The organism is Desulfatiglans sp., from assembly GCA_012513605.1.
Taxonomy (GTDB): Bacteria; Desulfobacterota; DSM-4660; order Desulfatiglandales; family HGW-15; genus JAAZBV01.
In genome coordinates this window covers 1-21009 of record JAAZBV010000150.1, presented here as the reverse complement: position 1 = coordinate 21009, position 21009 = coordinate 1, and the positions used below count along the sequence as shown (strand labels likewise).

Here is a 21009-nt window from a genome sequence, read left to right as displayed (position 1 = left end):
GATCGACCCTACAACCGTAAGTCCACCAAGTCGCTCCCCCCGCGGGAGCGTGGATTGAAACCCATAATTTACTCCCTTTAATTTTGTGAAATCATGTCGCTCCCCCCGCGGGAGCGTGGATTGAAACAAGCCCGCCAGGTATAGGCTTTTTTGTGCCCGGGTCGCTCCCCCCGCGGGAGCGTGGATTGAAACTTATTGCATAGTGCATGTATCTATATGGGTATACCGTCGCTCCCCCCGCGGGAGCGTGGATTGAAACAACCAGCCAGCCCAATTATCACCATATACAGCATGTCGCTCCCCCCGCGGGAGCGTGGATTGAAACATTACTGGCTATATTGGCTATCTGTAAAGCTGTAGTCGCTCCCCCCGCGGGAGCGTGGATTGAAACACATCTTCACAGGTCACAACCCCTGAAGCCCAAGTCGCTCCCCCCGCGGGAGCGTGGATTGAAACTGCTACGGAAGCCCCATTGAATACAAGGGTATAAGTCGCTCCCCCCGCGGGAGCGTGGATTGAAAAGATTTATAACCCTGCCCGATCCATCAGATAAAGCATTGCCATAATCAGGAGGGCCAGGGGGATAACAACTGTAATATTACCTGCCTTCAGCGCCTGAGGGATTGTAATATCCCCAAAGTCCCCTTTTTTGAGAATTCCGTTCTTCAGGATAGGGTAAGCAACAGCAAAGAGCCATGAGCCTAATATTATTCCGGGTAACCCTGCAACTATTGCATCCAGGAAACCATTACCCATTGCACCGGCAATTGTTCCCGGGCAGTAGCCCAGAAGTGCAAAGCCCATACCGAATATCAGCCCTCCTATAGCGTTTCTGCCCCATGAGCCTGATTTGGGCCGCAGCCTGATCCAGCCTATCCCCTGCATGGCGAACAGGCCCACCATTCCGGTAACAACAGCGGAGAGCATTATTTTTACTACTGTGAAATCCTTAAACAGAAGCTGGTTTATAATAACGTCATATTTTGTCACTCCACCCTTTTGAAGGAGAAAACCAAAAATTATACCGAATATGAGACCTAATAAAAGCTTCATTCCTTTTGATTTCATGTATATTATCTCTCCTTTCTATAAGATGACCCTGAACATAAACCATGCCATAATAATTCCGCCTGCAAAGAAACAGATGGCAGAGATCCAGCTCGATACGGCAAGCTGCATGGCCCCGCTTATACCGTGCCCGCTCGTGCACCCATCCGCCCACCTGGAACCAAAACCCAGGAGAATGCCGCTTGTAAACCCGATAATCAGCCGTAATATAATACTATCCCCAAGGTGAAATCTCCATACAGGGGGTATCCACTGCATGGTAAAATCACCTGAAATCATTGATGAGACAAATGCCCCGATAATAATAGCTATGACCAGCATGAACTGCCAGTCAACTACTGGTTTTACCTCCTGGAAATAGGGTCTCTCTTCAACCCTGCTGCCCCTGAAAAGCCTGTCAAACATCCCTGCTGACCTTGCAAATGTTGTTGAGCAGCCTATTGGTTCATTAGAGAGCAGCCATGTGAACCAGCTTAAAATACCAATTCCTGCGCCAACTGCATATGGAGACCACTTTATCTGAGTCAACCAGTCCATAATATATCCTCCTTTTATACCGGATACTGGGCAAATACCACCTGTAGCCTTGTATTTTTTTACTTAATATATCCTGCCGCGCTGTATCCGGTCATGCCTCCGGGCACATGATACACATCAGTGAATCCATTCTGCTTCAGTATACTGGCTGCAAGGCTTGATCTGTTGCCTGTGCTGCAGATGAGATAAACAGGTTTCTCCTTTTTTATTTCATCACTGCGAAATCGCAGTTCAGGGGCAGGGATATTCACGGAACCCTCTATATGTGCGGTCTCATATTCAAGGGGGGCGCGCACATCAACCAGCGTAAAGGATTTTTTATCCTTATTTACAAGGTTGTACAGATATTCGGCTGAGATCAGGCTTATAGTCCCTGTCTGATATCCATTGTTTATCCAGCCCTGCATACCGCCGCCAAGGTATGCTGCTGTGCGGTCAATGCCCACCCGCTGCATCCAAAGCCTCGCATTGGCTGCATCCTGATAAGTGTCAGCCACAATAAGGATATCCCTGTCAGGGGGTATTACCCAACCGGCAAAGGTGGGGAAATTGCCGCCAATATCAAGGTGCCATGAACCTGGTATGTGAAAACCGGCAAAGGCGGGATAACTCCGGGTGTCCAGCACCAGGCACCCCTTTGCCTGCATCCTCTCTTTAAATTCGGGGGCAGTGAGTTCCTCCATCCCCGGAAGTCTGGAAAGCATTTCAGGCCCCTTCCTGTTGATATCACTACACCTGCTGAAGTGGTCAGGGGCCGGGGGCATATTGGAGGTAAGAGACTGAATGAATTTATTCTTGTCTTTAATCTTAAGGCTCGGATTAAAGTTCCTTTCATAACCTATGGTAGAGGTCCATTTTGCGCCCATTGCCCTTCCGCAAAGAGAGCCGGCGCCATGGGCAGGATATATCTCACAGTAATCAGGCAGTTTAAGCAGCTTGTCATGAAGACTGTGATAGAGTTTACCTGCAAGCTCTTCAGCAATATCCGGAAAGAGGTCAGGCCTTCCAACGTCACCCACGAACATTACATCTCCCACAAAGGCCCCAATGGGGGAGGTGCCCCGCGACTGATCAGTAACCACATATACAATATGTTCAGGGGTATGACCCGGTGTCTCAAGTACATCCAGCTTCATATCTTCGATAGTAAAGCTGTCACCCTCTGATACTGCAACATGTTCAAATGTGCATTTGCCTGATTTGGGCGCATATATTTTTGCCCCTGTCTTTGCTGCCAGGTCCATGTGACCAGAGATAAAGTCCGCATGCAGGTGGGTTTCAAGTATATGAGTAATCCTTACTCCCATTTGGCGTGCCTCGTTGATGTAGAGGTCTGCATCCCGTCTGGGATCTATCACAGCGCAGCTCTTGCTGCCTGCAAGGATATATGAACTGTGAGCGATTTTTTCTAAAAAAAAGTGTTTTAAAAGCATCGGGTGTCCTCCTGTCTATTGTTAATAATAATTATTAAAAAACCTTGTGCTTCCTTTTATAGATAAAAAAGGTAAATTACAGTTACAACAACTGCCAGATATAGCAGGGTCAATCCGCCCCCTGATTTTACATAATCCATGTTTCTGTACCCTCCCGGCGTCTTATAGAGTGCGTTTACCTGGTGAGTCGGAAGTATAAATGAGTTGGAGGTGGAGACAGCCACAAGCAGCGCAAGTGGGCGGGGGTCAATATTCATGGTACTGGCCATGCTGATCACCATTGGAAACAGGATAACTGCCGCGCCCACATTAGACATAAAAAGTGAAAACAGCACAGTTATCCCTGATATTGCCATAAGTATGATAAAGATATGGCTTCCATGAATCCTTGAAATTATGCCCTCAGCAATAAATAATGCTGTGCCTGTTTTCTGCATGGCTATGCCCAGGGGGATGAGCCCTGCCATAAAAAATACCACCTTCCAGTCAATGGCATTGTATGCCTCATCTATGGGTAATACACCTGTCAGAACCATTGCAATTCCCCCTGACATGAAGGATACGGGAATCGAGAACCCTGCAACTGCCAGCCCGGCTGAAATTGCGAAACATAAAAGCGCAATCCATGCCCTTGAAACATCTTTTTCCTCTATTTCGATCGGTGTAATAATTACAAAATCATGGCTCCTCTTCATGTCAGCAATCTTCTCCCACAGGCCATGGACAATAAATATGTCTCCAGGTTGTATTTCAACATCGGAAAAATTACCTTTTACCTTTTCGCCCCTGTGATACAGGAGAACCGGCTCAATCCCGTAATGCCGTCTCAGACCGAAATTTTTAATGGAGTGACCCGCGATCCCGGAGCGTGGAGGCACAACCACCTCAGCGAATCCGGCCCCGGTTGTGTCATCCAGCATATTTAATCTTTTGGGCCTTGCAACCGGGACAAGGTCATGCGCGGCTGCAAAATTTTCAGTATTCTGCTCCTTTCCCAGGATGGCCACAATCTGACCGGAGTCGAACCTGGTCTCCCTCCAAGGTGCATACTCCACAGATTTATCCCTGCTTACGGCAATAATATTAAGATTATATTCATCCCATATCCCCGCATCTTCAAGGGATTTGCCTATCAATGGGCTCTTTTCGCTAAGCTTGTAATAGCGGATGTTTGAAGAGAGCCCCCATTCCTCTAAAAGCCTGGCCTGTAACCCGTCTGTCTCTTCTTTTGTTCTGTTTTGCCGAAGAAGATATTTGCTGAGCAATAAAAAAAAGAGAAGGTATGAGAAGAGAAGGCTGAGACCCAGAGGTGTGACCGAAAAAAGCTTATATGGAGAAAGAGAAGATCCTGTGAGGAAATCATTCACCAGCATAAGCGGGCCTGATCCGATCATGGTAAGAGAGCCGCCCAGGATAATCGCAAAACCAACAGGCATGATAAGCCCTGAAGCAGGTATCTTCCTGCTGCGGGAGATATTCATGATTGATGGCAGAAACAGGGCTGCTGCGCCAATGTTCTGAACAAAACCGGACATTATTCCTGATGCAACAGAGAGCACTGTGATAATTCTGGGGCGGCTGCTACCGGTAAATCTAAGAGTCAACTGAGAAAACCTTGCCATCAGGCCTGTTCGTGAGATGCCCCTCCCAAGGATCATCACTGCTATCATGGTTATAACTGCATTGGATGAAAACCCTGACAAAACCTCGGAGGGACTCAGGATGCCAGTCCATGCAAGGGAAAGCATACAGAGAACTGAAACGATATCAATACGCAATTTGTCAACAATAAGTAAAAGCGCAGTCATAAACAAAATGGATAGGACAATAATAATATCGATATTCATTCCTTTACCTTTTAGATTAGTCCATCGTTTATGACATTCCTGACCTGCTGACCCTCGCCCCCCTGACACCTGTTCCCGAAATAAAGCGCAGAACAATTATTTGTGACCTTGAGTTGAAGTATATGGATAAGAATACTGTATGTCAATCCTGCTTGTTATTAAAAAACTTGACATGTAATGCCACTTTAGTAATCTCCATCCTGCTCGACATAGACAGTTCATATATTTCATAGAGATTGTATTATAATAAATTGAGAGGAGAAACCATGCAGTTCACTGATATGATATCCATTTCAGGTTATATAATTGAGGCAGCCGGTGTCCTTGTTATTATAATAGGATCGCTCATATCGACCATAAGATTCGCCTTAAATCTTAAAAAATCGGCCTCCGGCGAGGCATATATTATGTTCAGAAGGCAGCTTGGCAGATCAATCATCCTTGGGCTGGAGTTTTTAATAGCAGGGGATATAATCAGGACAGTGATTGTAAAGCATACAATTGAAAGCCTGGCTGCACTGGGTATGGTTATTTTAATAAGGACATTTCTCAGCATAACCCTGCATCTTGAAATAGAGGGGCGCTGGCCCTGGCAGAAAGAGAATTAAGATGCCTTGCAGCAGTTCATTATAAAGATGAGCTGATGCCTAGCTTTATCTGTGTGGTCATGAATTCTCCAAAGGTTATAGTTTTTGAGAGGTCACCATTCAGGTCTATAAAAATAAATTAAAATAAATTAAACTTAATAACAATAAACCTGCTTACCTCCTTCCATATATATTTACTTGATAGCTCAGTCACTCTATGATAGTGCTTTCTATTATTTTTTTAGAGGGGCATTTTTGGAAAAGAAAAAGTCGGATAATTCTCTCCTGACCAAAAAGATTAATTTCAGCGAGTATGAACTGCTCAATATCCTTTGTGGTCAGCAGAACTCCCATATCAAGATATTGGAAAAGAGGCTTGGCCTTTCCATAAGCTCAAGAGGCACCGAGCTTATACTCAAAGGTAATGACTGGGAGATCGAACTTGCAGAGAGCATCATCATGCAGCTATATGAGCTGGTTAAGAACGGCTTTCCTCTTTACCCCACCGATATAGAACATGCAGTGAGGATAGTAAGCAAAGACCGCTCCGTGAAGCTAAAGGATATATTCCTGGACAGTGTATATGTCTCATCAAAGAAGAGGGTTATTACTGCCAGGACAGCTACCCAGAAGGAGTATATAGAAAATATCAGGAATTTTGACATAGTATTTGCCATTGGCCCTGCAGGCACCGGTAAGACATACCTTGCAATGGCAATGGCGGTTTCGGCCCTTATCAAAAAAGAGGTAAGGAGGATAGTACTGGCAAGGCCTGCTGTTGAGGCGGGTGAAAGGCTGGGGTTCCTGCCCGGTGACCTGAGCGAAAAGGTAAACCCCTACCTGAGGCCTTTATATGATGCGCTACACGACATGGTTGATTTTGATGACGCTTCAAACCTTATGGAAAAGGGTGTTATTGAGGTAGCGCCTCTTGCCTTTATGAGGGGACGCACACTTAATGATTCTTTTGTAATACTTGATGAGGCTCAGAATGCTACAGCCGAGCAGATGAAGATGTTTCTTACAAGGTTGGGTTTCAGTTCAAAGGCAGTAATCACCGGCGATATTACCCAGACCGATCTTCCTGCAGGAAAGGATTCAGGCCTTGTAGAGGCGCTTGAACTTCTTAAAGGTATAAAGGGTATAAATTTTACCTATTTTTCAAGGGATGATGTTGTAAGGCATCCCCTTGTTCAGAAGATTATTGATGCCTATGACAAAAAAGATAAACAGAGAGATATCAGCAATGGGAAAAGAACCATCTAAAAAACAGATCCATCAGGATTTTACTAGGTGGATAACCCTGATCATGTTGAGCATCATTATCAGTATTTTTCTGCATCCAGGGCTTATGAAAAAGCCTCAGGAGTATAAGCTGGGAGATATAGCAGAGGCAGATATCAAGGCCCCTGCTGATATCCTTGTTAAAAACAGTGAAACAACCGAAAAGGAGAGGATCAAGGCGGCCCAGGGTGTCCCCTATGTATATGATTTTGATCCATCTGCATCTAACATCAGGCTGAGATTAAACGAAGCAATGGCGGATATAAGGAACCTGGTTACCGTTCATCCGGTAGACCCCCTTGCGCCTGTGCAGGAAGAGGATATTCCTGTTGATATAAATGAACTTAAAAAATCAACAGCAGAGAGGTTTTTCCGCACTATTGAAATCACATATGATGAAAAACTCTATGAAAGGCTCTTGTTGAGCGGCAGCCCTCCGATCCTTGAAAGCAGCATTTACAGGCTGTTAAACGAGGTGTTCAGAAGAGGAGTGGTAGGTAACCATTCAGTTCTGGCTACACAGATACAGAAGGGGATAGCGCTTCAGAGTATACAGACTCAGAAGGAGGAACAGGTAACAGACCCTGCCAGGTTTTATGATATCCAGGGTGCGATCAAACATGTGGAGTCACGTAAAAATGATCTTATAAAGGAGGAGGTCCCTCAGGAGATCGCTGACCTTGCTGTTGACATTGCGAGTATTCTTATCAAGCCGAATGTTACATTCAACAAGAGGGAAACAGAGCTTAGAAAAGATGAGGCTGTAAAGGCTGTCAAGGAATCATACTATCAGGTAAAGCGCGGGGAGATGATAGTAAGGGAAGGAGAAAGGGTAGGGTACAGCCACCTTGCAAAGCTGGCTGAGGTGACAAAGACAATTGAAGGTAAAAATATCTTAAGCCGCATCCCGGGTATGACCGCTCTTTTGGCCATTCTTTTTTCGGTGATCTATATCACCGGGTTTAAAAAATACAAACCCTCAGGTCGTGACAACAGGCACCTGATATTCAGCGCAGCAACACTCCTGAGCGTTTTCATATTCTCATGGGCATTTAATTTTATAGCCGAGGAGATGGCAAGGGGTTTTCATGATGTCAGCGCAAGGGCATTATTATTTGCGCTTCCCCTTACATTCGGCGCCATACTGATAACTGTTTTTCAGGGTATTAATATGGCCATGCTCTTTTCTTTGATTGTTTCCATATTTGCCTCACTTATAATCGACGGGAATATTGAATTTTTGATCTACTTCTTTGCAGGGAGTTTATATGCCTCATACCTCGTGCGTGAATACAGGGAAAGGGGCATACTGATCAAGATCGGGCTCAAGATTGGCCTTATGAACATCCTCTTATGCCTTGCAATAGAATTCATCTACGGGCAGTTTTTCACGGTTGAGGTACTGGTTGCTGTTATAGCGGCCTTCCTGGGTGGTATTTTAGGAGGTGTGATCTCAACTGGTCTTATACCCCTTGTTGAAATGGCCTTTGGTTTTACCACAGATATGAAGCTTCTTGAGCTTGCTAACCTTGATCAGCCGCTGTTAAGGGATCTTATGGTACAGGCCCCTGGTACATATCACCACAGTGTTATTGTGAGCAATATGGTTGAGGCTACTGCCAAGGCCATAAATGCCAACCCTCTGCTGGCAAAGGTTGCCGCCTATTATCATGATATAGGCAAGATGAAAAAGCCCCTTTATTTTATAGAAAACCAGATGGGTGGTGAAAACAGGCACGAAAAGCTTTCCCCTTCCATGAGCGGCCTTATTCTTATTGCCCATGTAAAGGATGGTGTTGAACTTGCAAAACAGCATAAACTTGGTCAGGAGATTACAGATATTATTGAGCAGCACCAGGGCAAGGGGCTGATCGCCTATTTTTACCAGAAGGCAAAAGAGCAGGCCATGAGCAAAAGCATAAAAGGGATTGAAATTAATGAGGATGATTTCAGGTATCCCGGGCCTAAACCACAGACCAAGGAGGCTGGCCTTGTCATGCTGGCTGATATGGTCGAGGCCGCATCACGATCACTGCCTGATCCGACCCCTGCAAGGATTAATGGGACAGTACAGAAGATTATCAACAAGGTCTTTTCAGATGGTCAGCTCGATGAATGCGAACTCACTCTTAAAGACCTTCATGAAATTGCAAAGAGTTTTAACAAGACTTTAAGCGGGATATTTCATCAGAGGGTGGAATACCCTGAAACTGAAACAAATAAAAAGATAAAAAAGGCGCCAAATGGAGATTCAGATAAAATCAGTGAGGAGAATACAGGGGCTAAAAAAGGAGCTGATCGCCCGAATGATGGAGAAGGCCTTAAAAGACTTGGGCTGTGATGATTCTGAACTGAGTATACTTATTACAGGCGATAAAGAGATACATGAGCTTAACATGGGCTATCTTAAAAGGGACAAACCTACCAATGTGCTTGCCTTTCCTATGAATGAAGAGGGTTATGATGTAAATACCCTCATGCTGGGAGACATAGTGATATCTGCTGAGACTGCAAAGAGAGAGGCCCTTGAAATGGGAATTACCTTGAGGCACAGGGCGTGTGAGCTTCTTGTGCACGGGCTCCTGCACCTTATGGGGTATGACCACGAGATATCAGAGAAAGAGGAAAAAAGGATGCAGAGGGAGGAAAAGAGGCTCCTTGCAGTTATTATGGAGGACTAGGAATGGCAAAACTTGCAGTTAATGTTGATCATGTTGCAACCATAAGAGAGGCGAGGGGTATAGACTACCCTGACCCGGTTTTTGCAGCAGGGCTTGCAGAATTGGCAGGTGCAGAATGTATTATATGCCATCTGAGGGAAGACAGAAGGCACATTAATGACAGGGACCTGAGGCTCTTGAAGGAGACAGTGAAGACCCGGCTCAATATGGAGATGGCAGCCGTTGATGAAATGGTTAAGATTGCCCTTGAGATAAAACCCGATCTGGTTACGCTTGTGCCTGAAAAAAGGGCGGAGCTTACTACTGAAGGTGGCCTTGATGTAATTGCAAAACCTGATCAATACAGGAAAGTGGTGGATAGTTTAAAGAATAAAGGCATCAGGGTGAGTTTTTTTGTGGACCCTGAACCTAACCAGATAGAGCTGGCGCACAGGATCGGCGGTGATATTATTGAGATTCATACAGGCCAATATTCTGAGGCAGGAAACGAGTTGAAAGCAGAAGAAAGGTTCAAGCGGATTGTAAAGGCGGTTGAGACTGCGCATAGCCTTGACCTTGGGATAAGCGCGGGACATGGCCTGAATTATACAAATATAAAAAGATTCTCTGTTCTCCCCCAGATAGAGGAATACAGCATAGGCCACGTGATTGTCTCAAAGGCCATCTATGTTGGGTTTGAAAAGGCAGTAAGAGAAATGGTCGAACTGGTAAAGGATTTTTAGCTAAGAGTCTTTTTGCTTTTTGGCATAAATTCTGTGGCGAATGAAATACATACTTATAATTAACCCCGGAGGACACGAAGAGCACGGAGAAAAACTTAAAAGAAAAAACTCCGTGACCTCCGTGATCTCCGTGGTAAAAATATTCTACTGTATTTACATCAATGTATAAATATAAGGTTTTATAATATATGATTTTTGGAACTGGCGTTGATATAGTTAAGATCTCCCGCATTGAGACGGTCATAAATAAATGGGGCGACAAGTTCATTGACAGGGTCTTTACCCCTGATGAAAAGGCCTTCTGCCTGAAACGTATCAGGCCTTACCAGGCATTTGCACTCCGCTTTGCCGCGAAAGAGGCATTCTCAAAGGCCCTTGGAACAGGCATGAAGATGGGGGTGTTCTGGAAGGATATAGAGGTATATCATCTTAAGAGCGGAAAGCCCTGTCTTAAAGTTCATGGGATATCCCTCTCCATATGTGAAAAGGAGGGTGTAACGGGTTATCATGTGAGTCTTTCTGATGAAGATGAATATGGTGTTGCAATGGTTACCCTGGAGAAATAGCTATGAGACTTGTAACCGCTTCTGAGATGCGTGAGATGGACCGGCTTACCATAGAGGAGGCTGGCATTCCTGGTGTTGTTCTCATGGAAAACGCCGCAAAGGGCGCAACAGAAGTTTTCATAGATCATTTCAATCCTTCTGAAGGTTCTTCAATTCTTGTTATCTGCGGAAAGGGAAATAATGGCGGGGACGGTTATGTAATGGCAAGGTATCTCCATAACTTTGGTATGAGGGTATCTGTTATTATTACAGGGGAAAGATCTGCCATTTCAGGTGATGCCTTTATTAATCTTTCAGTAATAGAAAAACTCGGAATTGAAATATCTGAAATCCCTGATGATGCGGAATTTGAAGCTTTTACTCACAGGCTTTCAGGGTACAGCTATATAATAGATGGTATTTTTGGCATCGGGCTTAACTCACCTGTAACAGGGGTATATAAAAATATAATAAATGCGGTGAATAATTCAAATAAGCATGTGATGTCCATTGATATACCATCAGGCCTGAATGCGGATACAGGCGAGATAATGGGCGCTGCGGTCAAGGGTGATCTCACTGTTACATTCGGGTTTGCAAAGCCGGGACATTATGTTTACCCGGGGAGAGCCTTTACAGGAAGGCTTGTTACAGTTGATATCGGCATACCGGAGATGATAGCATCAAGACTTGAGATAACACGCAGGCTTATTAAGCCTGATGATTTTAAAAGTGAGCTGTCAACTGATAAGCCGGAGGCACACAAAGGCACAAAGGGGCACCTGCTTATTATAGCAGGTTCAACCGGTAAGACAGGCGCTGCTGCATTAACTGCAATGGGCGCATTACGTGCTGGTGCCGGTCTTGTAACAGTGGGTATTCCTGCGAGCCTTAATAGTATAATTGAATGCAAGCTTACAGAGGCCATGACAGTGCCCCTTCCTGAGACAAAAGCAGGTACGCTTTCTTATGATGCCCTTGATGATATATTAAGGATTGCTTCAGATAAAACGGCTATGGCCATTGGCCCCGGGTTATCCACAAACCCTGAAACAGTAAGGCTTGTATGTGAGATAATAAAAAGGTGCAGCCTGCCCATGGTGATAGATGCGGATGCACTAAATGCTATCTCCATGAACCCGGAGATGCTTGATCTTCTTGACCAGAGGAGGATACTTACACCACATCCCGGTGAAATGGGGAGGCTCACTGGTCTGACGACAAGGGATATCCAGCAAAACCGCCTGAACATATCCCGTGAATTTGCAAAAAAGAGAGGCTGCAACCTTGTTTTAAAGGGTGCAGGAACGATAGTCGCAGAGCCGAATGGTGTTCTCAACATCAACCCGACCGGAAACCCTGCCCTTGCAACGGGTGGCACAGGTGATGTGCTTACAGGTATTATTTCCGGATTTCTTGCAAGAGGATTAAATGAGGTAAAGGCCTCAACAGCAGGCGTTTATATCCATGGTCTTGCAGCAGATATGTATGCTGAAGAAAATGGTGAGTCAGGCATGATTGCATCTGATCTGCTGGATAAGATACCTGGTATAATGAATTCCCTTATAAAGGGTTTGAATTCCCTAAAACTGTGAACAAAATAATCCTACACTAACAGAGGTGGTTAATAGCCTGGACGTTTGAGGTTGATTGTTGTGGCATAGCTGATTAATAAAATGAGGTTCCCATAGGGTTTGTTTTACGCCCTTTTTAACCCAAAACTAAGTAAAATATTCGACACCATAAAAAACCTCTTCGATTACAGAAACCGATATTTTAGATGAAATAGAGGAAAACTTATTTGTATAAACTTATAGTATTAATGCAAAGGTGAAAATTATCTATTGCCCGGAGTTGATAAAGATATTAGAATCGAACGTATATAAAAGTTAAAATGGAGCAAACCTCTTGAAATACTTGAGTAAATCAGATAATGAAACCGTCATGTTAGGTGAAAAAATCGGAAGCATCCTCATCGGAGGCGATGCGGTTGCACTGTCCGGGACACTCGGGAGCGGGAAGACCTGGCTCACCAAAGGCATAGGCATAGGCCTTGGGGTTAGCCCGGATGAGGTGATAAGCAGCCCGTCTTTTTCGCTCGTTAACGAATATGAAGGCAGATGCCTTTTGTATCATATAGACCTTTACAGGCTGGATAAGCAGAACGATATTACACTCCTTGGTCTTGATGATTATTTTCATGAAAAGAGTGTTGTTGTTGTCGAGTGGGCAGAGAGGTCACCGGGGCTTTTCCCATCTGGATTTATAAAGGTAAAAATAGAGATACTGGATGATAATGAAAGGGCAATAGAGATAGACTCGGATGATCCGGTTATATCTGAAAGGCTTAAAAAGGGTTTTGCCTTATGAGTCATAAAGGGATAGAGAGATTGCAGAGGAATAGCAAGCGGTTCAAGGGATTTTTGTTATTCCTTTTGCTTCTCTTATTTCTTAATTATTCTCTTATGGGAAATAGAAAAACGTCCGAGGTAAAGAGAGAAAAAAAAAGGGGGGATTTTTTTTGTAAAGCAGGAGAACTCTCGGCCTATCAAAAAATGACCCTGGGAATACCTCTTAACCTGAACAGTGAGACCCCTGAAGGGCTTACCGCCATCCCTGGAATAGGTAAATCCCTTGCCGGCAGGATAGTAAAAGAAAGGATAAAAAGAGATGGATTTAAGGATATTATTGAACTCAGGAGTGTTTCTGGCATAGGTGAAAAGACCTTTTTAAAGATAGCACCCCATGTCAGTCTCTGAGTCCTCTGAAAGGTTGATAGACTGTTATCATAAGATGAGATGATCTGATATGAAACTGCATAAACTTTTTTCTGATTGGGTAATCGGCCTGATAACCACTGTTATCTTTGTTGTTCTATTTTTTTCCGGCGCTTTCAGTTTTATCAATACCATTGAGCTCAAGAGTTATGATCTCAGGGCATACTTGGCTGCCTCATCTGATATAAGCCCTGATATAGAGCTTGTCACCATCACAGACGAAGATATTAATACGCTCGGGAGATGGCCCTGGACAAGAAGTATTATAGCAAGGTGCATTGATAACCTGCATGAGGCAGGGGCAAAGGTGATTGCCCTCAATATCTTTTTTTCAGAACCTGAAGAAAATGCAGGGCTGATGGCTATAAAGAGGCTGAAACAGGAGTTTGATGAAATGGGGCTTGCCCAGATAGAAAACAATGGCATTGCCTTTTACCAGAAGATGGTTGATGCGGAGATGACCCTTGACAGTGACACAAGGCTTGAACAGTCAATAAAAAACGCCGGTAATGTGGTAATCCCCTTCTTTTTTGACAGTCTAAGCCAGGGCCGGGATGAAACAGCTCCAGCATTTGTGTCAAGGGATTCATTGAAAAAGATTAACAGCGCCGGTGAAGAGTCCATCCATGATATAATATGGTTTTCAAAGATTACACCGCCACTGAACCGATTTGCAGATGTTGCCGCAGGATCAGGGCATAATCATCTTTTTCCTGATACAAATGACGGGGCGGTAAGGATACAGAGACATGTCCTTGGATACCTGAACGATATTTATCTGCCTTCATATGCTGTATCCATTGTAAGGTTATTCAAGGGGCTTAAAGATGATAATATGACCATATCACTTGACAGTAAGAAAGGTAGTTACATTGATTATAAAATTACCCCTGGCCCTGCAATAAGGGTTCCACTCCTCGAATATGATATGGGCACCCTTGTCAACTGGAAAAAGGAACCAGGTATTGCCTTTCATCAGACCAGGTTTACAAAGGTGCTGAATAAAGAAATCAGGATGAATATCTTTAAAGACAAGATAGTGATCATCGGCCATGTTGCATCAGGTATAGGAGATAAGTATAAGACCCCGGTATCAGAGCAGATGCCCGTTGTTGAGTTGCTTGCAAATACAGTCGATAATATACTGAACCAGAGGTTTTACCTGAAGCCTTTCTGGACTGGATTTATTACGCTTGCAGCCCTTTTATTTTTCGGGGTTTTTATAACATTTATACTCCCAGGGCTCAGGACAGGAACAGGCGCAGTAACTGCATTTATCTTATTTATCGCCTATGGAACGACAGCCGTTGCCCTTTTTTTAAATAAAAATATCTGGCTTGATATCTCTCTACCGCTCATGATCCTTGTTATCGGTTATATACTTATCATCACCAAAAGATTTCTTACTGCTGGAAAGACAAAAAAAAAGGTAGCGGCGGATTCTTTAAAAAAGGATTATAAAGATTTTGCTGAAAAGACCCCTAAACTGAAAGAGGCAGAGGATACAATGATATTCGGGGGGGAAGCAGGTCGCCCCGGGGGTGTCGGTGCAGCACTTAAAAATTACGACACCAGTCCAACATTTAGGCGTTATAATATTATTTCTGAACTGGGTCGTGGTGCCATGGGTACAGTATACAAGGGAGTAGACCTGAAGATAGATCGTACTGTAGCCATTAAAACTGTCAGGCTTTCTGACTTTGACGAGGGTATGATCAAGGAGATGAAGGAGAGGTTTTTCCGTGAGGCAGAATCAGCCGGCCTGCTTTCACATCCAAACATTGTCAAAATATATGATGCAGGGGAAGAGGGTGATCTGGCCTATATTGCCATGGAATACCTTAATGGTAAAGACCTTGGCAGACATACGGTAAAGGGAAACCTTCTGCCTATCCGGGAAACCCTTTCCATTGCTGCACAGGTTGCCGAGGCGCTCGATTTTGCACACGGAAAGGGGATTGTGCACAGGGATATCAAGCCGGCAAATATAATGCGTATTAATGTAACCGGGGAGATTAAGGTTACCGATTTTGGTATTGCAAGGATAACAACATCATCAAGGACAAAGACGGGCATTATTATGGGCACGCCATCCTATATGTCACCTGAGCAGGTATCAGGGGAAAAGGTTGATGGCAGGTCAGATATCTTTTCTCTTGGGGTTGTACTTTTTGAACTTCTCTGCGGTGAAAAACCCTTTGCTGGGGATGATATCACCTCCCTTATGTATATGATCGCAAAAGAGAAACAATCCTCTCTTAAGACCATTAATCCGAGGGTACCTGGTGTTGTTGAAAAGATTGTTGATAAAGCCCTTGAAAAAGAGGCCGCGAAAAGGTATCAAAAGGCAGGGCACATGGCCCTGCATTTAAGAACTGTGATAAAAAAGATAGATGAGATTTCTGACAGGAAAAAACCGGTATAATTAAACTGTTGCTATTTATTAATCCCGGGTTAAAAAAGCATGAAACTGAAATTTGCTGCCGGTACTGATATCGGCCTTAAAAGAAAGATTAATGAGGATGCATATCTCATCAGGGAAGACCTGGGTCTTTTCATAGTGGCCGATGGCATGGGAGGACACAGGGCTGGTGAAGTTGCAAGCCGGATGGTGGTAGACACAATATCTGATTACTGGACAAGGCTTCAATCCAAAAATGAACCCTTTTTGATCAGACCTGTCTTGAAAAATATATCAGAGAAGGCGAAAAATCTTGTAAATTTTGTCTATATCGCAAACAAGAAGGTATATGAATCCCAGAAAAACCCGGAATATTTCAGGATGGGTTCCACTGTCTCCATTATTGCTACAGAGAAAGAGGCCATGTGGCTGGTAAATGTGGGTGACAGTCCTGTTTATTCTTTTAAGAATGGCCGCATGACCCTTATATCAGAGGTACATTCCATTGCAGCGGAACAGAAAAATATGGGGATTGATGACTCTTTCGGGTCAAGCAACCCCCTCATGATGAATACCCTTACGAGGGTAATAGGCATAAATGACACTGTTGAGGTCTATGTGAAAAAGGTCGTTCCTGAGGCCGGGGATATGATACTTATCTGTTCAGACGGGCTTATTAACTATGTTGATGAGAAAGTAATCAGGTTAATCCTTTCTGATTCGGCCACGTCTCTTGAAAATAAAGTAAAGGGGCTTATTGATGAGGCGAATAAAGGCGGGGGAGGAGACAATATTACCCTGATCCTTATTGAGATACTTAATGAAAATATTTTTAAAAAACTGTTGAATAAATTTAAACCCTGAAAATCATAATATGAGAGCATTTTATTTATATGAAAATTCTTGGAATTGACACATCCTGTGATGACACTTCTGCTGCTGTAATAACAGACGGTAATTCGGTAATTTCAAATGTAATCCATTCGCAGATCAAGCTTCACAACCCCTATGGCGGTGTTGTGCCTGAACTTGCATCAAGGGAGCATATAAGAAATATAGTCCCTGTTGTGGATAAGGCACTGGCAAACGCTGGGCTTAAACCGGAGGATATTAACGCCATTGCAGTAACCATAGGGCCTGGCCTGATAGGGTCGCTTCTGGTGGGGCTCTATTATGCAAAATCAGTCGCCTATTTTAATAAAATCCCCCTTGTTGCAGTTAATCACCTTGAGGGGCATATTCTTTCTATCCTGCTTGAAGAGGATCATCCGGATTTCCCCTTTACCGCCCTTACAGTTTCAGGGGGGCATACAAGCCTGTACTTTGTAAAGGCACCAGGTGATTATGAACTTATGGGGCAGACCCTTGATGATGCAGCTGGTGAGGCATTTGACAAGGTGGCCAAACTCCTGGGCCTTGGTTATCCGGGAGGAGCAATCATTGAGGCAAAAGCTAGATCAGGAAGGTCTGATGCTGTACAATTCCCGAGGGCATATATCTCTGATGAATCCCTGGATTTCAGTTTCAGCGGGCTTAAGACCGCAGTGGCGTTATATATAGACAAATGGGAAAAGCAGGGGAGGGAAAAGGCAAATACTATTAAGCTGGAGGATATTGCGGCATCCTTTCAGGAGGCAGTTTTTGATGTCCTCATTGATAAACTGATTATGGCAGGAAAAAAGAGTCATGTCTCATCCCTTGTGCTTGCAGGAGGGGTAGCCTGCAACAGGACGCTGCGCGAAAAACTTACCCTGCGCTCCATTAAGGAGGGCTTCAAGGTATTCTTTCCAATGCCTGCCTATTGTACTGATAACGGCGCAATGATTGCCCTTGCAGGTTTTTTCAGGGCAGTTAAGAATGATTATACAGATTTCAATATTGATGTCAGGTCAAGGTTTCCTGTTAAAGATATCAAAAAGCTGAAATAAGCATGATACATCCCCTCTATAAAATTAAATATAAAACTGGAAACAGATATGTCAGTTAAACCTGCCAGAGGTCTCAGGCCCAATAAACGGCTCGGACAGCATTTTCTTGTTGATCAGGGTATAATAAGAGAGATTATCACAAAGGCAGGTCTGGATAAGTCAGATGATATCCTTGAGATAGGGCCGGGCATGGGCGCTCTTACAATACCCCTTGCAAAAGAGGTGAATAGTGTAACAGCTGTTGAAAAGGACGGTCGCATGGTAAACCACCTCAGGCAGAGGCTTGGGGAGGCTAATATCAGTAATGTTCTGGTTATTGAGGGAGATATCCTGAGGGTGGATCTTGACGCCATCACAGGAGCAAAAAACAGGATCAAGGTAATGGGGAATCTTCCATATAATATCTCATCGCCGTTTCTTGAAAGATTTATCACCAATAAACAATATTTCAGCAGGGCGGTTCTGATGCTCCAGTATGAATTTGCCGAGAGGTTATGTTCCGGGCCTGGAACAAAGGATTACGGCGCCATTACTGTAATGACAAGATATGAATCGACCGTAACCCGGTTACTGAGGGTGGAAAAGGATGCCTTTTCGCCCAGGCCAAAGGTAGGGTCTATGGTGATCTCAATAGACCTTGAAAGGCCTCACCCTGTAAGGGCAAAGGATATCAGGGTGTTTGAACTTGTTGTAAGGGGGGCATTCGCACAGAGAAGAAAGACCATTAAGAACTCACTCAAGGTAATTAACGGCCATTTTGAAAATGACCACATTTCATGGGCGCTCGATGAATGCGGGATTGACCCTTTAAGGAGGGCTGAAACTGTGAGCCTTGATGAGTTCATTTCCCTATCGGATACCCTTTCAGAAAAGAGTTCAGTTTTTTAATGCCTCCCTGATCTTTTCAGAGAGCGCATTGAACGAGAAGGGTTTCTGTATAAATCCCCATGCCCCTGCATCGATAATACTCTGGGCAGGGCCGTCAGCAGAAAATCCGCTGCATACTATAACCCTTATGCCCGGCCTTTTTTCAGATAGCTGCGAGTAAACTGCTGCACCGTCCATATCAGGGAGCAGGGCATCCAGCAGTGTGAGATCAATATCTCCCTTAAACGATTCCGCTATATTGATTGCCTCCTGCCCTGTTTTTGCCTTTAATACAGTAAACCCCAGCTTTTCAAGTATCGCCTGGTTCACATCCATTACAACCTGTTCATCCTCCACAAGAAGTACATTCCCTGTGCCCTTTGAAAGAGGGCGATTTGAAGCACCCGCTGTTTCAGCTTCCTTTTCTACAGGCTTTAAATATATCTTGATGCAAGTGCCCCTGTTTGCAGCCGATTCAAGCATAATTGTCCCTTCATGTTTTTTTATAATGCCGTATACTGCTGACATCCCGAGCCCGCTTCCATAAAACTTGGTCGAAAAGAAGGGTTCAAAGACCCTGCTGCTTGTTTTTTTGTCCATGCCCTTTCCATCATCCCTTATGGAGAGTTCTATGTATTTACCCTCCTCAATATCAGGCATCTTTTTTATATCCTGAGTGGTAAAGGTGATTTCTTTAGCTGTGATCCAGATATTGCCGGCCTCGGATATTGCCTCGGATGAATTTGAAAGGATAGCTGATAATGCCATCTGGAGCTTTGAATAATCACCATCTATGAAGGACATTTTCTCTGGCAGATCAGTATGGATTGTTATGCCAGGTTTCATGCTCTGCTTTAAAAGTGGAAGGGTCTCTTTAAGAAAGTCGCTTATAGAAAAATTTTTGGGTTTAAAATCTGTTCCCCTGGCATAATCAAGGAGCTGATCAGTAAGGTCTGCCATACGGTATGCGGTCTCTTTTACTGGTTTTATGTACCGTGCATATACATTTACAGGTTTTGCTGTCATTTCTAGCAGTTCAATATTCCCGACAATAGCGGCAAGGGCATTATTGAACTGGTGGGCCACGCCGCCAGCCAGCACGGCCATGGAATCAAGTTTTCTAGACTGTTCAAGCCTTTCCTGCAATATCTTTTTTTCAGATTCTATTTTATCGAGTTCTGAAATATCCAGGCATATACACTGAAGCAGGTCTTCCTTTCCTGACTGATGTATCCTTGAAAGGGTAAGCAAACCATTATAAACCGAACCATCTTTTCTTTTAAGCCTCATGGGGGTATTGATCAGGGAACCTTCCTTTTTTAACATCTCTATTATGGTCTTCCTGTCACCGGGGTTTTCATAGAGATCCTGCATGTTCGATTTTTTTAGCTCCTCAAGTGTATACCCGGTCATTTTTGTCATGGTCCGGTTTGCGGTCAACAATTTTCCTTTAATGGTCGCAAGGGTAATTGCCGCAGGTGTATTATCAAAGAGATGGCTGTATTGCTCCTCGCTGTTTTTTAATCGCGCATTTTCATCCTTGAGCACAGCAATCTCTTTCCCCTGTTCATTAATTATCCTTTTTAAGATATTTATTTCAGTGTTTTCTGTCATTTTGAAGTTCCTCTTAATATGCCATTAGAAACCGCTTCACCTGGAATAGCGTATCAGATATCAATAGCAGCCTGATAATAATTCATCATCATTATCATGGAGGTATTCCACCCGGTTTTTTCATGGAGATGCTTTTCTGGAAACCGGTAAGATAGCTGGTTCTTCATGTTTTGACAATAAAAATATTATTTTCATCTTCAATGCCTGATCTCGGGTTTCAGTGACCCATATAAATACCCGGGCAGCAATCTATTCCTTGACAAATCACCGATTTGGCTATATTTTTTACCCTCAAAACGAAATGCCGCAACATTGTTAAACATTATTTCTCACAGGAGTAGTGATCAATGACACTTACAAAAGATGATCTGGTAAATTCATTGTATGAAAATCTTGATATCCCAAAAAGCAAAGCAACCTCTATTATAGAAGCCCTTTTAAATAACATAAAGGGTAAGCTTGAAAACAAAGAGGATGTTCTCATTTCCGGGTTCGGCAAATTCTGTGTTAAAGAAAAAAAAGACAGACGTGGAAGAAACCCTTCCACAGGAGAGGATTTGACGCTTGATGCACGCAGGGTAGTGGTTTTTAAATGTTCCGGGGTCTTAAGAGAGACAGTAAACGGTGCAGAGAGAAATGATGTTGCTGAAAGGTAAGGAATTTTAAATGTCTCAAAAATACCCCGAATGTCCGCTGTACAATCACTCAAATTGTAAGG

The 21009-nt window shown here is 43.8% G+C and carries 19 protein-coding genes and 1 CRISPR repeat array; of the genes, 14 read left to right on the top strand and 5 right to left on the bottom strand.

The genetic code is table 11. The annotated features are described in order from the left end of the window. Positions 1-29: 29 nt before the first annotated feature. Positions 30-522: direct repeats of the CRISPR family, unit length 32 nt; unit sequence GTCGCTCCCCCCGCGGGAGCGTGGATTGAAAC. Between the two features lie 3 nt (positions 523-525). From GX654_19910 to GX654_19895, 4 genes are read right to left on the bottom strand one after another with little or no spacing between them, the layout of a single operon-like run. After that, positions 526-1068, bottom strand: coding sequence for a YeeE/YedE family protein (locus GX654_19910; protein NLD39132.1), 543 nt, complete (start codon positions 1066-1068; stop codon positions 526-528). 18 nt (positions 1069-1086) lie between these two features. Then, the gene (locus GX654_19905) at positions 1087-1608 is read right to left on the bottom strand and encodes a YeeE/YedE family protein (protein NLD39131.1); all 522 of its coding nucleotides are present in this window, start codon (positions 1606-1608) and stop codon (positions 1087-1089) included. A 56-nt stretch (positions 1609-1664) separates the two neighbouring features. Then, positions 1665-3038 carry an MBL fold metallo-hydrolase gene (locus GX654_19900; protein NLD39130.1) on the bottom strand — a complete coding sequence of 458 codons (1374 nt, stop codon included), beginning with the start codon at positions 3036-3038 and terminating at the stop codon, positions 1665-1667. 56 nt (positions 3039-3094) lie between these two features. Then, entirely contained in the window at positions 3095-4885 is a 1791-nt protein-coding gene (locus tag GX654_19895; protein ID NLD39129.1) for an SLC13 family permease, read from the bottom strand. Positions 4886-5151: 266 nt separating this feature from the next. Between GX654_19895 and GX654_19890 the strand changes: the two genes are divergently transcribed. The 13 genes from GX654_19890 to rsmA all read left to right on the top strand — a co-directional run bounded on the left by GX654_19890 (position 5152) and on the right by rsmA (position 18698). Beyond that, the gene (locus GX654_19890; GenBank protein ID NLD39128.1) at positions 5152-5493 is read left to right on the top strand and encodes a DUF1622 domain-containing protein; all 342 of its coding nucleotides are present in this window, start codon (positions 5152-5154) and stop codon (positions 5491-5493) included. Positions 5494-5727: 234 nt separating this feature from the next. After that, positions 5728-6738 (top strand): PhoH family protein, encoded by a 1011-nt coding sequence (locus GX654_19885; protein ID NLD39127.1) that lies wholly within the window; start codon positions 5728-5730, stop codon positions 6736-6738. Further along, positions 6680-9097 (top strand): HDIG domain-containing protein, encoded by a 2418-nt coding sequence (locus GX654_19880; GenBank protein ID NLD39126.1) that lies wholly within the window; start codon positions 6680-6682, stop codon positions 9095-9097. The genes GX654_19885 and GX654_19880 overlap by 59 nt, the downstream gene beginning before the upstream one ends. Further along, positions 9000-9437 (top strand): rRNA maturation RNase YbeY, encoded by a 438-nt coding sequence (gene ybeY / locus GX654_19875; protein NLD39125.1) that lies wholly within the window; start codon positions 9000-9002, stop codon positions 9435-9437. Before GX654_19880 ends, ybeY begins: the two co-directional genes overlap by 98 nt. A 2-nt stretch (positions 9438-9439) precedes the next feature. Next, positions 9440-10159, top strand: a complete 720-nt coding sequence (locus GX654_19870) for a pyridoxine 5'-phosphate synthase (GenBank protein NLD39124.1) — start codon at positions 9440-9442, stop codon at positions 10157-10159. Positions 10160-10347: 188 nt separating this feature from the next. Further along, positions 10348-10725 carry a holo-ACP synthase gene (locus GX654_19865; protein ID NLD39123.1) on the top strand — a complete coding sequence of 126 codons (378 nt, stop codon included), beginning with the start codon at positions 10348-10350 and terminating at the stop codon, positions 10723-10725. A 2-nt stretch (positions 10726-10727) separates the two neighbouring features. Then, on the top strand, positions 10728-12299 hold the full coding sequence (locus GX654_19860) for an NAD(P)H-hydrate dehydratase (protein ID NLD39122.1): 1572 nt from the start codon (positions 10728-10730) through the stop codon (positions 12297-12299). Positions 12300-12648: 349 nt separating this feature from the next. Continuing rightward, complete coding sequence (tsaE, locus tag GX654_19855; GenBank protein ID NLD39121.1) at positions 12649-13074, top strand: tRNA (adenosine(37)-N6)-threonylcarbamoyltransferase complex ATPase subunit type 1 TsaE; 426 nt, start codon at positions 12649-12651, stop codon at positions 13072-13074. Continuing rightward, positions 13071-13463: a helix-hairpin-helix domain-containing protein gene (locus GX654_19850; GenBank protein ID NLD39120.1), complete on the top strand. Its 393-nt coding sequence runs from the start codon at positions 13071-13073 to the stop codon at positions 13461-13463. The genes tsaE and GX654_19850 overlap by 4 nt, the downstream gene beginning before the upstream one ends. A gap of 49 nt (positions 13464-13512) precedes the next feature. Continuing rightward, the gene (locus GX654_19845; GenBank protein NLD39119.1) at positions 13513-15906 is read left to right on the top strand and encodes a CHASE2 domain-containing protein; all 2394 of its coding nucleotides are present in this window, start codon (positions 13513-13515) and stop codon (positions 15904-15906) included. 39 nt (positions 15907-15945) lie between these two features. Continuing rightward, positions 15946-16746, top strand: a complete 801-nt coding sequence (locus GX654_19840; GenBank protein NLD39118.1) for a serine/threonine-protein phosphatase — start codon at positions 15946-15948, stop codon at positions 16744-16746. Between the two features lie 29 nt (positions 16747-16775). Next, positions 16776-17810: a tRNA (adenosine(37)-N6)-threonylcarbamoyltransferase complex transferase subunit TsaD gene (gene tsaD / locus GX654_19835; protein ID NLD39117.1), complete on the top strand. Its 1035-nt coding sequence runs from the start codon at positions 16776-16778 to the stop codon at positions 17808-17810. A gap of 48 nt (positions 17811-17858) precedes the next feature. Then, complete coding sequence (gene rsmA, locus GX654_19830) at positions 17859-18698, top strand: ribosomal RNA small subunit methyltransferase A (GenBank protein NLD39116.1); 840 nt, start codon at positions 17859-17861, stop codon at positions 18696-18698. Here the strand turns inward: rsmA and GX654_19825 are convergent. Continuing rightward, on the bottom strand, positions 18687-20291 hold the full coding sequence (locus GX654_19825; GenBank protein ID NLD39115.1) for a response regulator: 1605 nt from the start codon (positions 20289-20291) through the stop codon (positions 18687-18689). The genes rsmA and GX654_19825 overlap by 12 nt on opposite strands. Before the next feature lie 347 nt (positions 20292-20638). Here GX654_19825 and GX654_19820 point away from each other — a divergent pair, with 347 nt between their 5' ends. Beyond that, positions 20639-20947 carry an integration host factor subunit alpha gene (locus GX654_19820; protein NLD39114.1) on the top strand — a complete coding sequence of 103 codons (309 nt, stop codon included), beginning with the start codon at positions 20639-20641 and terminating at the stop codon, positions 20945-20947. The last annotated feature ends 62 nt before the right edge of the window (positions 20948-21009 follow it).